The sequence below is a fragment of the Neobacillus sp. GCM10027624 genome (genome assembly GCF_042675345.1).
Taxonomy (GTDB): Bacteria; Bacillota; Bacilli; order Bacillales; family Cytobacillaceae; genus Neobacillus; species Neobacillus cucumis_D.
Map to the genome: position 1 here is coordinate 153,819 of NZ_JBHTHD010000010.1, position 17,172 is coordinate 170,990.

Genomic DNA, 17,172 nt, shown 5'->3' on the forward strand with positions numbered 1-17,172 from the left:
CGTCTCAGGTCTTAGTCTTTTTTACATTTCCGGGTCAATGGAAAGCAGGATTTTTTTCGTGTATTGTTGAAATATGGAAGAGCAGTAGATGATTTTTACAATCGAATGAAACATTCCTTCCATGTTGCTCGTATGAATAAAGAGGACTATTAAGGTCAGGAGTCGATTTAACATGAACCCAATCATTTCGTTGATTATTCGATCATTTGTCGCCATACCGATGACGGCCATTGTTTGGCTGATTAGCAATTTTGCGTTTAACCAACCCTTCCTGCTTTCAAGTGCATTTGCAATTGCTGCCGGGGTCATCACACATTTATTCCTTGGCTTGTATATGCAAACACGATTTTTGAAAAAGCATCGGTTAACACGAAAAGAATATTTATATATTATGAAAAATTTATCAGAAGCCAAGAAAAAAATCCGCCGCTTGAATAAGGCACTTTTCGGAGTTCGCGATATTACTTCCGTTAAGCAAAGAATTGAAATACATCGAATCACAAAAAAAATATATAACATCACAATGAAGGAACCAAAACGCTTTTATAAAGCAGAGCCCTTTTATTTTTCCCATCTAGACTCTGTGGTAGAGCTTTCCGAAACCTACGGATTCCTCTCGACACAGCCAAAAAAGAATGTGGAACTTGAACGGTCGTTAGCCGAGACGAGGAGAACGGTAAGTGAATTGAACAAAACGTTGGAAGAGGATTTGTATAAGCTAATTTCCGATGATATCGATCATTTGAATTTCGAAATTGATGTGGCAAAACACACGATTAAGAAGGAAAAAGAAGCAAAATTCGACGATGAAAACAGGTGGTTGAAATGAACGAAAACAATGTAAATAAAACGGGAAATTTATTAGACGACATTCTCTCCGATCCATTCGGCGACCTAGAAACCTCCCCGGTGCAAAAAGCTGTCCTTCAGAAGACCCAGTCAGATGACAGGCCGGTAAAACTCATTGATGTCATTCCCGAGGAAAATCGGGCAAGGGCTTATCAGATTGCAGAGCAAATTGACCCGGCCAACCACCAGGCGATGATTTTATATGGTACACAGGCACAAGGGAAACTGTTATCCTTCTCCCATGCGATGCTTGAGCATGTTCAAAAGAAGGATGTCGGGGAAATAGGCGAGATTATCAATGATTTAATGAAGCATCTGAACCAGGTCAATCCGGATGAACTAAAGGAGGGCAAGCCGTCCTTTTTTGCCCGTATGTTTGGAAAAATTTCAAGCTCGATGCAAGAGGTGCTTTCCAAATATCAAAAAACAGGGGCACAAATTGATCGAATCACCGTAAAACTAGAGCGCAGCAAAAATGTGCTGATGTCGGATATCAAATTGCTTGAGCAGCTTTATGAAACCAATAAAGAATACTTTCATGCGTTAAATGTGTATATTGCCGCAGGGGAGATCAAGCTTGAAGAAATGCATGAAAAAACCATTCCACAACTACGGAAAGTGGCGGAGGCAACCAATGATCAAATGAAGTTCCAAGAGGTCAATGATATGCTCCAATTCGCTGACCGATTGGATAAACGCTTATACGATTTGAAGCTAAGCCGTGAAATTACGATCCAGAGTGCACCGCAAATCCGGCTGATTCAAAATACAAACCAAGCACTTGTGGAAAAAATCCAGTCTTCGATTGTAACGGCCATTCCGCTCTGGAAAAATCAAGTGGCGATTGCTTTGACGTTAATTCGACAGCGCCATGCAGTTGAGGCCCAAAAACAGGTTTCCAAGACGACTAATGAGCTATTGCTAAAAAATGCCGAAATGCTGAAAACCAATACGATTGAAACCGCCAAGGAAAATGAACGTGGCCTCGTCGACATCGAAACCTTAAAGAAAACCCAAGAAAGCCTGATCACAACATTAGAAGAAACCATGCGCATCCAAGAAGAAGGCCGCAACAAACGCCGCATCGCCGAACAAGAACTCGCTGCTATGGAAAATGACCTAAGACTAAAACTCCTTGAAATCAAGGGGGAATAACATTCGACAAAAATCGGGTGGTGCCTGGCACCACCCGATTTTTGTCGAATTCCCCTCCGCTATTTGTTTACCGGTGTCGCATTATAATATTCTTCTAAGGTAATTCCCTTGTCCATGATTTCGGATGCAATTTCTTTGCCTACGTATCGGATATGCCAAGGTTCGTATTGATAGCCGGTTATTCCTTCTTTCCCTTTAGGGTAACGGATAATAAAGCCGTACTCTGCCACATGCTTGTCTAGCCAAACGGCTTCTTTTGTTCCGCCGAAGCAATCGGAAGCAGCACATCTTCCATTTCCCCCGGTCACATCAATGGCAAGGCCAGTTTCATGCTCGCTCGTTCCCGGCAGCGCACTGTAAGTCCGTGCCTTTTCATAGCCATCCCGTTTCACATAGGTATTAAATAAAGCAACCTGGGTAACGTGTGAACGGTAGGCCGACACACCCAACAGGGTCACTCCATCTTCCTTCGCTCCGGCAAACAGTTTTTGCAGTGCATCGGCTGCTTCCTTGCGCATTTTCCGCTTATCTGATCCCACTGGGGCCCCGATAAAATCCACTTTTGTAGCAACTAAGTCCTTAGGATTATAAGTATCCGGAAGCTTATTTTGCTTATTCACTAGAACCGGGATGCTCTCTGGGGTTGAAACTGTCTGGATGCTGTTGCCCTTCGGTTTTTTAGGGCTTCCTGTTTTATGTTGGTTTTGCTGATCAGGTTTTGTTCCAGTATTTGTATCGTTTTTTGAAGGAGTCGTATGCTCCGTCTTCAGATGATTTGTTTCCTTTGACTTTTGTTCGGCATTCTGACCAGTAAAGCTACAGGCCGCTAAAGAAACCGTTAGGACAATACAACATGCCCCTGTTGACAATAATTTAAACATTTCAAAACTTCCTTTTTGATAAAATGATACAAGGGAGCCTACAAGAAATGCCCCTATGTTTTTTGACGTTCATAAAAATACGAAGTTACAACCTTGTGAGAAAGTTATTTGTAACCGTGACGCCATTCTCTAGAATAACAAAAATATCATCTAGTTTAAATGGAAATTTCTAAGGATTTAGACTCAAAAATAGACTGGAAAACTCCACAAAAACCCCGACCCTTGACCTGATTTCCTTTGTCCTTTTTATAAAATTTGGTATCATGAAGTTGGACGATTTTGTCAGTAGATACACTTTGGAGGCTTATATGGAGAAAATTAAGGTAATGACCGTTTTTGGAACAAGACCGGAGGCCATAAAAATGGCTCCACTTGTAAAGGAACTTGAGAAAAACCATGAACAAATCCAATCAATCGTGACGGTAACAGCACAGCACAGGGAAATGCTGGACCAGGTTTTACATATTTTTCAGATTACCCCTGATTACGATTTAAACATTATGAAGGCTAGGCAGTCCCTGATTGATGTGACAACCCGCAGCTTAGAAGGCTTAAATGAAGTATTTCAGGAAGTGAAGCCGGATATTGTCCTCGTTCATGGCGATACAACGACCACTTTTGTTGCAAGCCTTGCTGCCTTCTATCATTCGATTCCAATTGGCCATGTTGAGGCCGGGCTGAGGACTAGGAATAAATATTCACCCTATCCGGAGGAAATGAACCGCCAACTGACGGGAGTCTTGGCCGACCTGCATTTTGCACCGACAGCCCAGTCCAAACAGAACCTACTAATCGAAAATAAAAAAGAAGAAGCTATTTTTGTCACCGGAAATACTGCCATTGATGCGTTAAGCACGACGGTGAAAAAAGAATACTCCCATGCGGTACTTGATCAATTAGGAAGCAGCCGTTTAGTGTTAATGACGGCCCATCGTCGTGAAAATACTGGTAAACCAATGGAAAATATGTTTACCGCCATCAGAAGATTGGTTGAAAAACATGAAGATATCCAGGTTGTCTATCCGGTTCATATGAATCCGGTAGTCCGTGAAATTGCCGGCCGAATTCTCGGTGAGAACAATCGAATTCACTTAATTGAACCACTTGATGTGATTGACTTCCATAATTTCGCTTCAAGAGCGTACTTAATTTTAACCGACTCAGGCGGTGTGCAGGAGGAGGCACCATCATTAGGTGTGCCAGTACTAGTTTTGCGCGACACCACTGAGCGCCCGGAAGGAGTCGAAGCGGGAACCTTAAAGCTTGCCGGAACTGAGGAGGAAACGATTTTTCAGCTTGCCGATGAACTTTTAACTGACGAGCAGGCCCATGATAAAATGGCGAAGGCGTCAAACCCATACGGCGACGGCCATGCCTCCGAACGAATTGTTGAGGCAATTCTTTATCATTTTGGCGTTAAAAAGGAAAGACCGGCTAACCTGGGTGAAAAATAATCAGAAGCTGTTTCCAAAAGTCGCTAAAGGTGGCTTTTAGGAACAGCCTATTTTTTTGGAAAATCACTTGCGCAGATAGAATTGCTTTTATCGCAGACAAATAAGTCAGGAACGCAGATAAAATGCACTTTATCGCAGATAATCGGTCTACCTGCGCAGATAAAATGAAATTTCACTTTGATTTGTGACCAATTTCTGTGGTTACACCATTTATGACGATTAACCCAATACTAAAACGCTAAATAGGGAGAGGGATTTTCTATGAATTTATTAAAAATCCACCATGTTGCCATCATTTGTTCAGATTATCAAAAATCAAAAGATTTTTATGTTCGAATCTTAGGGTTGACTCCTAAAAATGAGGTGTATCGCGCAGAACGGGATTCCTATAAGTTAGACCTAGAGGTGAATGGCGACTACCAAATCGAGCTGTTTTCCTTTCCAGACCCGCCAGCCCGCCCGAGCTATCCGGAGGCAGCAGGGCTAAGACATCTTGCCTTTGAAGTAGAGGATATTGAGCAGGCTGTCCACTTTTTAAACGAACATAGGGTGGAAGTGGAGGCAATTCGGGTCGATCCGCTGACAAATAAGAAGTTTACCTTTTTTGCTGATCCCGATGGACTTCCAATTGAGCTCTATGAAAGAGGATAGGCCTTTTTCCTCTTTAAAACGCTTACATGGTGAAATATATTAGTAATAACACATCATCGTACGAAACGGCAAACCCATTGAAAAATGGTGACGCAAAACTAGAGGGGCTAATGTTTTTTATAAAAGAAAAGCCAAACCACGCTGCAAAGGATACTACTTTTCTCTTGCTAAAAATAATGCCAGCCAGTTACCGAACACGAACACTCCTGCGATTTTGTGTAAAACGAAAAGGGAGGCCATATGTGTGAAAAATTTTATCACCAAAGGAAAGTATTATTGGCATTTATTTCAGTACCGCCACAATGAACTGCTTCAGCAGGACTGTCTTTGTGAGGAGCTAAAATCAAAATTAAAGGTCAAAGCCATCTACCACAACAGTAAAGCCGTTGAACTAGCACATCAAAGTGATGAAGCTTAATCTTTACAAAAAAGCCTAGGAAAATATCCTAGGCTTTCATTAGGTTTATTAAAAATGACTGTTTAATATTGATAGTTGTCGGTCAATCCTTAAAAATCGAACTTCTGAACAAAATTACAATTAGAGCAGGCACGGCCAATCAGCCGATGGGTTTTGGCATTTTCATAATAAATTTCTTCTAATCCACATACAGGGCATTCGATAATATGGAAAATTTGTCTTTCTCCTAAAATTGCATCCAACAAAAATTCAAAGTGCATGCTAACCGCCCCCAAATCTAGCTTTTCTCTACCATAACAAATACTAGATGAGAGATTAGAAGAATATTGTCAAATGAGAGTCAAATTTTTTCGACAACATCTGAAACAGAAAGAAAGCCGGCCCACTGGACCAGCCTTCTTTCGTTCAATTTTGGGGGAGGGGTTAATTAAAACAAATTTTATGACTGCCTATTAATGTTTAGCTGCAGCAGGTTGTGCAGGCAGCTTACCATCTTTAGTGACAATTAACTTAGCAATTGAACCTTTCATAGCCTGATCAAATTGGTGAGACAATACTGAGTATGTTCCTTCTTCTACTACGGTAAATTCAACAACTGCTCCACCACTGGCTGGAATCATAACTGATTGCATACCTTTAAGGTGGTTATAAGGGTTACCATCAAGATATACATCATCGAAAACTGTACCTACAACGTGGAAGCTAACAGGTTGTGACATACCCACATTTTCAAAGTATAACCGAACCTTATCGCCAACTTTCGCTACGAATGGAGTATCGCCAACTTTACCATTAGCGAGTTCCCGAACATTCATTGTATAGTGAGAAGGATTTCCATTCTTCATGTCTTCAGCATTGCCGCTATCGAACCATTCATTATTAACCACTACATACTCTTTATCTACTTTATTAGGATATGGATCTGCATTATCTTTAACAATGATTGTACCAACCATACCATTCGCAATATGCATCATAACAGGAGCAGTACCACAGTGATACATAAATACTCCGACATTGCTTGCTTTATAAGTGAAAGTACCTTTTTCATTCGGTTTGACATCAGCAAAATTCTTAGTCGGTGAAGTATGCACAGCATGGAAGTCCATTGAGTGATTTACAGTTGGGTCATGATTTTCTAATGTAAAGTTGATTGTATCACCTTTATTCACAATAACAACCGGTCCTGGAGCTTCGCCATTGAATGTCCAAGCTTTATATAATACATCAGGTGCAACTTGCACATCTGTTACGGTTGATGTCATGGTTACATTAACCTCATGCTTACCAATACGTTTAATTTTAACAGGTGCAGCTTTTTCGTTCATATTCTTCTGAGTAGGCAGGATCGTATTTTCATTCACATATTTACCATGGCTCATATTTTCCATATTATCATGGTTTGCAGAGGCACTTACTTGAGTAGTCTTATTGGCGTTTTTTTCAAGTTTTAAATTCGTCGTATTACAAGCACTTAATACCAACATAGAAGTCATCATCACCGCTGTAACTTTTCCCACTTTTTTCATTTTAATTCTCCTCCATTAAACTTCATTTTTTTATAAAAAAGAATAGTTTTGTATGTCATTGTTAGTAGTCTCTAGCGCCTAATATCCTTGGCTTTTTTAAGCCATTCATGTAATCTGATTACACTTTTATTCTATTCTCGGGGGGATATGGAATTAGTGATATTATTCACTTAAAGAGGGGTGCCCAGTGAACAAATTGTGAAATGGTGAGCAAGGTAAACATAGTGAAAAACATAGGTATATAGTTTGAGTGAATAAGCGATATTTGGGGCATTCTAACAGTGTAAATTATAAAAATTTGGAGGGATACATTTGAAAAAGGAACAGGATGAAACAAGTGAAGGTTTAAATCAACTATTTGAAATTATCAACGCAAAAGGAGACACCGGGGAACTAAAGGAAATTGTCGAGAATGGTGGGACACATCCAAGCGAAAAACAGGATCAAGACTATAATTAAAAAAAGCCCCCTTATCGCAAAAGGGGGCTTCATTTTAGTTCTATTGATTGTTGTGTCTTCTATCCATTCACCGCAACCAATCCGGACTTTTCTTCTTCTTTCACATCATAAAGCTGCTTGATCATGTTAATAAACGGTTCAACGAATTGCGGGTCAAATTGTTTTCCGGAACAATCCCGTAACTCGACGATTGCTTCATTGAAGGTTTTCGTTTTTTGGTACGGTCTTTCCGTTGTCATCGCATCAAACGAATCAATGACACAAAGAATGCGGGCCAGTTTTGGAATCGATTTTCCAATAAGGCTATATGGATAGCCGTTGCCGTCATAGCGCTCATGATGAAGCTCTACAAGAGGAATCAAGTCTTCGAGCTTTTTATTCGTTGAAATGATTTCCTTGCCCCACGTCACGTGCTTTTTCATCATTTCCCACTCATGTGAGTCAAGCTTTCCTTTTTTATTTAATATATCGCGAGGGATTTCAATTTTTCCAATATCGTGAATTAACGCTCCAAGAATAAGCGTTTTCCGCTCATGGTCACTCAAGCCCAATGTCCTTGAAAAATCAACGGCATATTGGTACACCCGTTTACTATGCCGATAGGTGTAAACATCCTTTGAAAGGAAAATCTTTAACTGCTGCTCAGCCTCCTCAAGATCTTTTTCAAGAGAAAGGGAGCGACCGATGGAATACTCTGAATGCTCATTGAATACTTGAACCAGGTTTTTTCCTTGGTCTTTCGCGGCGTACATCGCCTTATCAGCCTTATTGAGGAGCTCGGAAATATTGTAGGTTTCTTTTTCACATTGTGCAATTCCGGCTGAAAAAGATAGGCAGCCGTATGGCAGTCCTTCTACACCTTTCAAGTAGGTATCATTCGCCTTTTTTCGCAGATCATTCATAAATGAAAAGGCCTGATTGCGGTCGGTTTTTGGCATGAAGATGGAAAACTCTTCACCGCCGTAACGGGCAACAGTATAATTTTTCGCTTCCGTTTCTTCTTTTAAGATGGCGCCAAATTTCTCAAGTAAATAGTCGCCTTGAATATGCCCGTAAAGATCGTTGTATTTTTTAAAATCATCAATGTCCAGTAAAGCAACGCTTAGTGGCTGCTCACTTTCTTTTGCGACAGCTAACTCTTTTTCTAAAAGCTCTTTAAAATACCCGTGATTATTAAGGCCTGTGAGAAAATCTTTGTTGGCCTTTTCTGAAATAGACTTAAACAAAAGAAAGTGTTGTTTAAATGCAAGTGATAATAAGAAAGCAATAACCGTAAACAGAAACAGACCAAATATTTTATCTGTATGCATTAGAATCGCTAAAACAAACGAGAGCATCAACGTACTTAAATAAGTAGCCAGAGTCTCCTTGAGGATGGCGTTTAAAACACTAATCAAACTTTCTGCCATTGCTATTAAAAAGTAAATCCCAATCAATAATACATTAATCACAAAATACATACATAAGGAAATGAAATAGGGGACTAAATTATGAATGTGGATACTGCCAACTGCTCCACCTGTTACCTTAAAAGTATAATAGCCAAACAGAAGCATTAACGAATAAATCGCAAAATTAAAAAGATGTTTCCACCAGACAATTTTTCTTTGGGTGAAAGCAAAGATGACTGAGTTGATCATCAATACATTAAATGTGACATTCAGGCCAAATAAAAAAAGACTGGCCAAATATATGGAAGAATCCATAGAAAGTGAGTTACCCTTTGGAGGTAAAAGAATCGGATAATGATTCAGCAGCAAAATCGCAATTGCTAAAGCGAAAATGGTAATCCATTCAAATAAAGAATGCTTGGAATAGTTATAAAAACTAATAAAGGTCAAAACTCCAATAGCTGAAACGGAAAATAGATATGTATTAGTAGGTGTTTTAAATAAGCGCATTCTGATCACTCGCAACAAAAAATTTGGAGAAGTTAGAATTTAACTTCTCCTACTTATTATACTATTAAACTAGTCTAAATCCAGAAGTTAACGCAATAATTACAGAACCAATGATGATGGCATTGTACAATACGCTTGTTAATTTGATGCCGTGTTTTTGTTCGTTTTTCATTATTTTTCACCTCCTTTCAAGGAGAGTGAAACTGGCTTTGTTCCTTTTGAAAGTGGGTGATGAATCATAAGATGTTGAATAAAGAAGAAAATTCCGATATTCATAATGATGTCGCCAATGCTAATGATTTGTGTGCGAGGATAAGGCTTCGTGATGGGAATGATATCTCCTAAAATACCAAGATGAGTTGATGATGTTAACATCGTGTGCTTTGCATATAGTCCTTCTTTAAGAGCGGTTACATAACTGGGGTCTAGAACAGTAGCTGCTTCTAGCGAAACTGGCATTCTTCCACCATTCATGACCATGACGAGAAAATTAAGAAAGACTCCTGCTAAAATCAGTAGAAATCCAGGATTCTTGCGATTCATCCATAGAAAGAATAAACCAATTACATAGACTGCAATGTAAATGGAGCCGCTTGCCTGCCCAAGAAACTTGTATTGGTTTTGAAAAATAAATACGACCAATTCAATCGCTAAGAGCAGGGGGAACATCCAGCCCCACTTCAGTTTCAGCTGGGCGATTGCTCTAACATTGCCTTTTCGTAAAAATCCGACAATAAAGGAAAGAATAATTCCATCAAATACCATAAAAAGTACCTGCCTATTATCATATTTTTATGGAACAATAGTAATATCTCAAATTTCCAATTGAGTTAAAATATTCCTAAAATAATGATAAATGATGAAAAATGTTGAACGCAAGAATATTTTTTGGAAAAGATAAAAAATGTGTCTTTTTCCTTATAAAATTGACGTATTTTGTAAAGAAACGCTTGTAAATAGGTCTATTTATGTCGTTTTGTGAAAAATCCGAAATACGAAAATTTCTATGGCAGAAAAATAAACATCTAGACCTTATTGTTATTTGGAAGAATATTGTTAATTAAACCAATATATTTCTAGTCATTAGGAATCAAAATTGATTAAAATGAAGAGAACGATAGAGATATTTGCCTATCCATATGGTAAGTTATTAGTATTACAATCTAAAAAAGGGGAAAAACTGATGACACGAAAACGGAAATGGCTGATTGCCTGTTCCTTTTTTCTTCTTTTCTTAAATGGAGTTGGATTTTTCGCGGTCCATTACTTGAGCAGGTAAGAGATGTACAGTAAATGGGGAAGGGGGAAGAAAGATGATGACAACCAATCTAACGAAGCCGCTTTCGAAAAAAATGCTGGCGGCCATCCTTGCTATAACGCTAGGGGCTGAAATTGTTCTTTATTTTATGAGATACACCTATTTGGCGGGTACTTTATATGATGCGATTATGGTCTCGTCTTTCTTTATTGGCTGGAAATTGCAACACAGACTGGTTGACGAGACGAGTGGACGGCCGACAAGTCGCCAACGCGCCCTTCAATTTACCGGCGCTTTCCTTGTTTTTTTTATTGGGAGCACCATTATCAATATTTATTCGAATATAGCCTTCCCAGCCTTTAACAAGAATTACGATCAATATGTTCAAGTCTACACTGACCCGCAAACGACCATTGGCGGAGCCACTTCTACGTTTTTTTCGACGATTGATAGCGTCGGTTCTGATTTATATAATGATACACTTGCTGGGCTCGAAGAAGTTTGGCGCTTAGGCTATATCATTCTTGTTCTGATTATTTGTAAAAAGATTTTCCCCCGCCGCTGGAACAACGGCTCTAGGGAACTATTTATCCTATTCGCCCTATTTTTTACATCTATTCTCTTCGGCATCGACCATACATTGGATACTGTTCAAACATGGCCTGTCCGGATTGGCGCGATTGTAACCTTTGCCAATATGGGGCTAATTTTAGGACTGATTCTATTGTGGACACGAAGCCTCTGGGTGACGGTCATCGTCCACTCGGTTTACGATATTACCACCACCTTGTCATGGAATTATTTTCATTATGCTGTTGAAACCTTTGCCCTTGCCGCCTTTATTCTTCACCTTATTCTTTTAAAATTTGAAAAAACACAGCAAGAGCAATCCATAGAACTCACCGATTAAAGGGGATGCCACCTAAGGCATCCCCTGTATTATTATTCACCATATATATATTGGAATGATTTTTATACCAATATTGAATGGTTTCATGTTCCATCCTCGATTGTCAATATAATCGGAATTTGTGTTGATATCATCCTAAAATATGTTGATAAAATCAAAATCTGTGTCGATATCCCCCGAAAATGTGTTGATAAAAAGCAAATCTATGTTGATATCTGCTGGAAATATGTTGTTATCCACAAAAACGCACATGGCACTTCGCCCAAAATGCCACGATATCCACAAAAATCCCCCGCTTTGATTTCATTCATATTCTTTGTCCTTGGAATTCACAATCGTATTTTTCGAAACCGTATTCTTTATGGCCCCGACGCTGATCCCTATACCATATTTCCCACTGTTTGAAATACTATTGCTAGTTATGGTGTTACTAGATGAATGGGAACTAATGGAAATACCACTTTTTTCACTGTCCTTAATCGTATTTCCTGTGATACTATTGCTGTTGGAATGAGAACTAATGGAAATCCCGTTTTCCTTACTACTGCTAATCTTATTTTTTGAAACAGCCGTGGAAGAACTTTCAAAAATCGAAATCCCGTGCTTGCCGCTTGCGGAAACCGTATTAGCGGTAATCGTATTCCCTATAGAAGCTTTGCTAATCGGAACCCCATTCTGCCCGGAACGGGAGATCGTATTACCGGTCAGTTCGGCAGAAGATTGGTCACTTACTGCCATTCCATACTTGCTGCTCTCTGAAATTTTATTTCCACTGACTTTATTTTTAGTCGAGTTGGAGACAATGGAAATTCCATTTCCTTTGTTTTTGCTCAAAGTATTATTGTTTATCGATGCATTCGAATAACTGTAAACAGAAATGCCATGGCCAAGGCTCCCTGATACGTTATTGCAAGATACTGAATTATTTTCCGAGTGATTATGTATCGCGATCCCATTTTGCTTCACGTTTTTAATCACATTTCCCGAGATGGTTGCATTACTCGTATACGCCAGATAAATTCCATTCGTATCAGGGTCGCTAATCGTATTATTTTTAATGGTAACCCCTTTAATTGGGTAAGTAGACGTACCGTTAAAGACAATCCCGTTTCCTTTTGTACTACTTGTCGAACGGGTTCTCGTAATGCTATTTCCGGTAATATTAATCGAAAATTTATCATCCGAAACCGGCACGGCAAGCGGCTTGTTTGCTTTGAAAATATCTGCCGGATTTATGGAAAAGGTATTAAACTCGATCCCCAAACCAACATCTTCAAAAGTATTGTTCAGAACGGAGAGATTTTTATAATTGAAAGCATTGATTCCTTCTTCTTTTAAATTCCTAAAGGTATTATTTTGAATGACAATATCTCGTGGATACACACCTTTGACGGAAGTATGACTGCCTATTCCTCTTGAATGGTTTTCAATCGTATTACCTTTAATCGTGATGTTTTCACAAGCCGTATCATCATAGTCCCCGAATGGCGGAAAAACCTGCTTGTCATGCGTTATATCGAGCTGAATCGCTTCCTTTTTCTTAGCGCCACTATAGCCAGCTAGATAGCTGTTTAGTACTTTACCATCTTTGACACCGGCAAATTCGATATTATGTCCTTCATAGTTATTTAATACTCTTGTCTTTTGAACCGTAATCTTGCTTGCGTGTCCAAATAATAGATTATCAAACCGTGTAGGATATTGATCTTTGTTTCCTTCCCATGTGCCGCCTTCAACCGTAATGTTTTCATTAGCGGTATACCTAGGAGCTCCTTTAGTATTATTCATCAGCATCGGGCTGAAGGATGCATTTCGTTTTATTATTGCCTTCGATGATAAAATCAACCGGGTATTGGAATTGATTTTAAGAGGTCTTGTAATAAGATAGACCCCGTCAGGAATCTGAATGGTCGTAAAATTATAGGATACTGCTTCATTTAAGGCTTTTTGAATAGAATTGGTATCATCCACTTGATCTTTACCATTCGCACCAAAATCGGAGGCATTAAGGGTAATCGTATTTGCCTCCGCTGCCGCAGTGCCGTTCCATGGAACACTGAAGATCAGAACAGCCAGCATAATAAAAATCTGAAAAGCTTGTTTACGCACAAGAAACTTCCTTTCATTATGTAAAATATATTGATTGGTATATTGTAATAATAACCCAATTTGCATGTGGAAAAAAGAACCCTTCCTATTTTTTCCTACAGCAATATTTTATTTTTCTATCCTTCCCTCAGTGGCGTCTAAAAATGATAGAATAATATTCAAATATTAACTAGTGGAGGGAACCGAGTTGAAATATTTATGGTCAGTGACCTTGATGCTGCTTTGCGTGTCATGGATGGGAACGGCTGCCTCTGCAGACGAGTTAAACACCAACACGAACCTACCAAAAACAAATATGGAAACCAATGCATTTCATGACCAGGAATTAATCGTTAAATTCAGCTTGAATCTCTCGAAAGCGGAAAGAAATGCCATCCTGAAACAAGTGAATGGAACAGAAGAAGATCATTTAGGGGATGGAGATTTTTCTTTTATCAAATTTCCTAACGGGACGGATTTAACGAAAGCTGCCCAAAGATTATTAGCGCAGAAAAAGATTATTTGGGCAGAACCAAACTATAAGGTGAAGAGCACCTATATTCCTCAAGAACCTGACTACTCAAAACAATGGTATTTAAATAAAATTCAAATGCCGAAAGCGTGGGACATTACAAAAGGATCATCACAAATTAAAGTCGCTGTTATTGACGATGGAGTACAGCAGGACCACCCTGATCTGAAAGGGAAAATCGTCAGCCCGTTTAATGCGGTAACAGGAAATGCACGGTACACACCCCATGAGCATGCAACCCATGTAGCCGGAATCATCGCCGCCAGTTTTAATAAAACAGGAATTGCCGGAATTGCTCCTAATGTAAAAATCATGCCGATTAATGTGTTTGACGGAGATGAAGCAAGTGATTACGCTGTCGCCCTTGGGATTAAATACGCCGTGGAGCACCATGCAGATGTTATTAATATGAGCCTGGGAAGTCCAAACTATAGCGTTCTTTTAGACTATTATGCGAACTATGCAAAGTCTAAAGGGGTGATCCTCATTGCTGCTGCAGGAAATGATGGAACCTTTACAAAAACGTATCCTGCCGCACTGAATTCTGTAGTAGGAGTGGGTGCAACAAGCAGCTCCGACCATGTTGCCTTTTATTCAAATAAAGGGAGCTTTGTTGATTTCACTGCACCAGGAAGTAATATTTTTTCCTCCATCAATGGAAGTTCTTATGCACCCTTAACGGGTACATCGATGGCATCTCCTGTTGTATCAGGTGTTGCTGCTCTTATTCGTTCAAGGAATCCGTTTTTAACTCCCGATCAGGTTGAAAGTGTTATGAAGCATTCAGTCATTGATTTGGGGGCAAAGGGAAGGGATGACTATTATGGCTACGGCAGGATTGACGCCTATAAAGCTGTTTCGAATACATCATCCCCAAAGGCAAAAATATCGGCGCCTAAAACCTTTACGATGACGGGGAAAAATAAAGCTGCACTCTCTTTAAAGCTTCCGGGTCATGCGAAGGTTACCGTGACTATCCAAAATGCAAGCGGTCAAACCGTGAGGGAAGTGTTGAACAAAAAAGTATCCGGAACGAAGCAAACGGTCGTTTGGGACGGGAAAGCAGCGAATGGAAAATTTGTTTCAACAGGCGCTTATAACGCAGTGGTAAAAGCATCAAACAGACGGGCGTCACTCACAAAAACGACCATGCTTAAAGTTGTGAATCATACGTATGCCGCTATTTTGGTAAAAGGAGATTATACTTTTTCACCTAAGGCTGGAAAAACCGTTAAGATCCCATATGAGTTAACTCAGAAAGCAAAGGTTACAGCTGTTGTAAAGGATAAAGCCGGCCGCGTCGTCAAAAAAATCATAACAGCGAAAACCGTACCAACAGGAAAGCACTCGTTCAAATGGGACGGTAAAAATGAAAAAGGGAAACAAGTGAAGGATGGAGCTTATTCCTTAAGAATGTCTCTGGTCGATATGCATAAGAAAAAAGGAAAAACGAAAAAGGTTTCTATTAAAATAGATACGATTCGTCCATCCGGAAATCTAGCACTTACATCAACCGTATTTAAGATGGACACGAAAAACCGTACAAGCGCCACATTAAAAGGAACGGAAACAGCCAAGGTTCATGTATTTGTTATCGATGAAAAAGGAAAGATTGTAAAACAATTATTCTATAAACAAGCGAAAACCGCCGCCTTCATCTGGAATGGAATGAATGCTAAGAAGCAATTTGCTCCTGAAGGACGCTACCGATATCTTATCCAGTTAAAGGATGCGGCGGGGAATTTTTCGACCCTCAAAAGCAAATACTTTACGTTACAAGATTGGCGTGAACCGACCATCCAGGCAGCAAAGGATGTTACTTCAACTGTACAAGATTTGAAACCTATTGGTTATACATTAAGTAAAGCAGGAAAGATAACCATTGACATTACTCAAGGGGAAACATTCATCAAATCTATTAAAAACAATTCTGTTGAAAACCTAGGAGGTCAATCGTTCCAATGGGACGGAACAAATAGCAGCAATCAGCTTGTCACCAGCGGTGATTACCAATTTAAAATCACGATTGTGGACAAATATGGAATGTTGAAAATCTTTATAGGAAATATTCATATCGAATAAATAAAAACGAGGGTTCCTTCATCAAAGGCGGCCCTCGTTTTTTACCTCTAATTTAATTCCAATTGTGCTTTGAGTTCTTTTTGAATTCTTTGTTTTTCAGCATCTGGAACAATGTAATAGTAAATATGATTAATCATCGCGCCGTTTCCTTTAATGCTTATTTGTTGAACATTATTGGCGGCAACACGGTAATTCTTTTGAATATCTTTCATTTGATCAAAGTTTAAATTGGTTCTTACATTATTGCCTAGTGCTGAGAAAATGCTTTGGTATTTTGTAAGTGAAGAAAGGCTTGCACCTTCTCTAAGAACACCTTGAATAATTTCACGTTGGCGTAATTGGCGTCCAAAGTCACCTCGAGGGTCTTCATGTCTCATTCGAGTAAAGGCAAGTGCCTTTTTTCCATCTAACGTAACATTCCCCTTAGGAAAATGGTACCCATCCTGACTAAAATCTAAATCATTGTATACTGTTATTCCCCCAACAGCATCAACAATATCTTTGAATCCTTCCATATTTACTTTAATATAGTAGTCAATTGGAATGTCCAAAAAGTTTTCAACTGTATTCATCGACATTTCTTCATTTCCAAATGCGTAAGCATGGTTAATTTTATCGACTGTACCATGGCCAACGATTTCCGTCCGAGTATCACGTGGGATACTTAGCATTTTTACTGATTTATTATTTGGATTTACAGTTAATACAATAATTGTATCAGAACGTCCTTTATCCCCTTGTCGTTGATCGACACCTAACATGAGTACACTAAAGGGTTGTTTATTGGTTAATGAGACTTGTTCATTACGTTTATCTGATTTTGTTCGGTCTATAGGTTGATGCATTGTTTCAACCGCATTCGTTAATGATTTATATACAGAAAATGCATAAGCACCAATTCCAAATAAAACCAAGACTAAGACAATTCCAGTAACGCGGAGCCATTTTCTTTTTTTCTTTCTTTCAGTAGCTCGCATCATAAAACCTCCAATATTTTATATTAAA

15 protein-coding genes and 1 riboswitch are annotated in these 17,172 nt (G+C 39.2%); of the genes, 8 read left to right on the top strand and 7 right to left on the bottom strand.

Annotation, left to right across the window (positions count from 1 at the left end):
• The first annotated feature begins 172 nt into the window (after nt 1-172).
• Nucleotides 173-829 (top strand): 5-bromo-4-chloroindolyl phosphate hydrolysis family protein, encoded by a 657-nt coding sequence (locus ACFQZ9_RS15165; RefSeq protein ID WP_498944434.1) that lies wholly within the window; start codon nt 173-175, stop codon nt 827-829.
• Nucleotides 826-2,004, top strand: coding sequence for a toxic anion resistance protein (locus ACFQZ9_RS15170; protein ID WP_498944435.1), 1,179 nt, complete (start codon nt 826-828; stop codon nt 2,002-2,004). Before ACFQZ9_RS15165 ends, ACFQZ9_RS15170 begins: the two co-directional genes overlap by 4 nt.
• Before the next feature lie 59 nt (nt 2,005-2,063).
• Here the strand turns inward: ACFQZ9_RS15170 and ACFQZ9_RS15175 are convergent, their stop codons facing one another.
• A complete protein-coding gene (locus ACFQZ9_RS15175; RefSeq protein WP_498944436.1) occupies nt 2,064-2,885 on the bottom strand; it encodes a M15 family metallopeptidase in 822 nt (273 codons plus the stop codon).
• 308 nt (nt 2,886-3,193) lie between these two features.
• Between ACFQZ9_RS15175 and wecB the strand changes: the two genes are divergently transcribed.
• The 3 genes from wecB to ACFQZ9_RS15190 all read left to right on the top strand — a co-directional run bounded on the left by wecB (nt 3,194) and on the right by ACFQZ9_RS15190 (nt 5,408).
• Nucleotides 3,194-4,339 (top strand): non-hydrolyzing UDP-N-acetylglucosamine 2-epimerase, encoded by a 1,146-nt coding sequence (wecB, locus tag ACFQZ9_RS15180; RefSeq protein ID WP_198310524.1) that lies wholly within the window; start codon nt 3,194-3,196, stop codon nt 4,337-4,339.
• A gap of 261 nt (nt 4,340-4,600) precedes the next feature.
• Nucleotides 4,601-4,990 (top strand): SMU1112c/YaeR family gloxylase I-like metalloprotein, encoded by a 390-nt coding sequence (gene gloA2, locus ACFQZ9_RS15185; protein WP_498944437.1) that lies wholly within the window; start codon nt 4,601-4,603, stop codon nt 4,988-4,990.
• Between the two features lie 57 nt (nt 4,991-5,047).
• A riboswitch (cyclic di-GMP riboswitch) is annotated at nt 5,048-5,139 on the top strand.
• A 95-nt stretch (nt 5,140-5,234) separates the two neighbouring features.
• Nucleotides 5,235-5,408 (top strand): hypothetical protein, encoded by a 174-nt coding sequence (locus tag ACFQZ9_RS15190; RefSeq protein ID WP_198310522.1) that lies wholly within the window; start codon nt 5,235-5,237, stop codon nt 5,406-5,408.
• An 89-nt stretch (nt 5,409-5,497) separates the two neighbouring features.
• Here the strand turns inward: ACFQZ9_RS15190 and ACFQZ9_RS15195 are convergent, their stop codons facing one another.
• Together ACFQZ9_RS15195 and ACFQZ9_RS15200 are read right to left on the bottom strand one after the other, a co-directional pair.
• The gene (locus ACFQZ9_RS15195) at nt 5,498-5,668 is read right to left on the bottom strand and encodes a hypothetical protein (RefSeq protein ID WP_026575864.1); all 171 of its coding nucleotides are present in this window, start codon (nt 5,666-5,668) and stop codon (nt 5,498-5,500) included.
• 192 nt (nt 5,669-5,860) lie between these two features.
• On the bottom strand, nt 5,861-6,937 hold the full coding sequence (locus ACFQZ9_RS15200; RefSeq protein ID WP_498944438.1) for a multicopper oxidase domain-containing protein: 1,077 nt from the start codon (nt 6,935-6,937) through the stop codon (nt 5,861-5,863).
• 312 nt (nt 6,938-7,249) lie between these two features.
• Between ACFQZ9_RS15200 and ACFQZ9_RS15205 the strand changes: the two genes are divergently transcribed.
• On the top strand, nt 7,250-7,396 hold the full coding sequence (locus ACFQZ9_RS15205; protein ID WP_412781636.1) for a hypothetical protein: 147 nt from the start codon (nt 7,250-7,252) through the stop codon (nt 7,394-7,396).
• Between the two features lie 59 nt (nt 7,397-7,455).
• Here the strand turns inward: ACFQZ9_RS15205 and ACFQZ9_RS15210 are convergent, their stop codons facing one another.
• Together ACFQZ9_RS15210 and ACFQZ9_RS15215 are read right to left on the bottom strand one after the other, a co-directional pair.
• Nucleotides 7,456-9,297, bottom strand: coding sequence for a bifunctional diguanylate cyclase/phosphohydrolase (locus ACFQZ9_RS15210; RefSeq protein WP_498944439.1), 1,842 nt, complete (start codon nt 9,295-9,297; stop codon nt 7,456-7,458).
• Nucleotides 9,298-9,468: 171 nt separating this feature from the next.
• The gene (locus ACFQZ9_RS15215) at nt 9,469-10,062 is read right to left on the bottom strand and encodes a DUF5317 domain-containing protein (protein ID WP_498944440.1); all 594 of its coding nucleotides are present in this window, start codon (nt 10,060-10,062) and stop codon (nt 9,469-9,471) included.
• A gap of 548 nt (nt 10,063-10,610) precedes the next feature.
• Between ACFQZ9_RS15215 and ACFQZ9_RS15220 the strand changes: the two genes are divergently transcribed.
• Nucleotides 10,611-11,465, top strand: a complete 855-nt coding sequence (locus tag ACFQZ9_RS15220) for a CPBP family glutamic-type intramembrane protease (protein WP_498944441.1) — start codon at nt 10,611-10,613, stop codon at nt 11,463-11,465.
• A gap of 303 nt (nt 11,466-11,768) precedes the next feature.
• On the opposite strand, the gene ACFQZ9_RS15225 is transcribed toward ACFQZ9_RS15220, so the two are convergent.
• Entirely contained in the window at nt 11,769-13,574 is a 1,806-nt protein-coding gene (locus ACFQZ9_RS15225; protein ID WP_498944442.1) for a right-handed parallel beta-helix repeat-containing protein, read from the bottom strand.
• A 187-nt stretch (nt 13,575-13,761) separates the two neighbouring features.
• On the opposite strand from ACFQZ9_RS15225, the gene ACFQZ9_RS15230 reads away from it, so the two are divergent.
• Nucleotides 13,762-16,167 carry a S8 family serine peptidase gene (locus ACFQZ9_RS15230; RefSeq protein WP_498944443.1) on the top strand — a complete coding sequence of 802 codons (2,406 nt, stop codon included), beginning with the start codon at nt 13,762-13,764 and terminating at the stop codon, nt 16,165-16,167.
• Nucleotides 16,168-16,214: 47 nt separating this feature from the next.
• On the opposite strand, the gene tagU is transcribed toward ACFQZ9_RS15230, so the two are convergent.
• Nucleotides 16,215-17,144: a polyisoprenyl-teichoic acid--peptidoglycan teichoic acid transferase TagU gene (gene tagU, locus ACFQZ9_RS15235; protein ID WP_498944444.1), complete on the bottom strand. Its 930-nt coding sequence runs from the start codon at nt 17,142-17,144 to the stop codon at nt 16,215-16,217.
• Nucleotides 17,145-17,172: the final 28 nt, after the last annotated feature.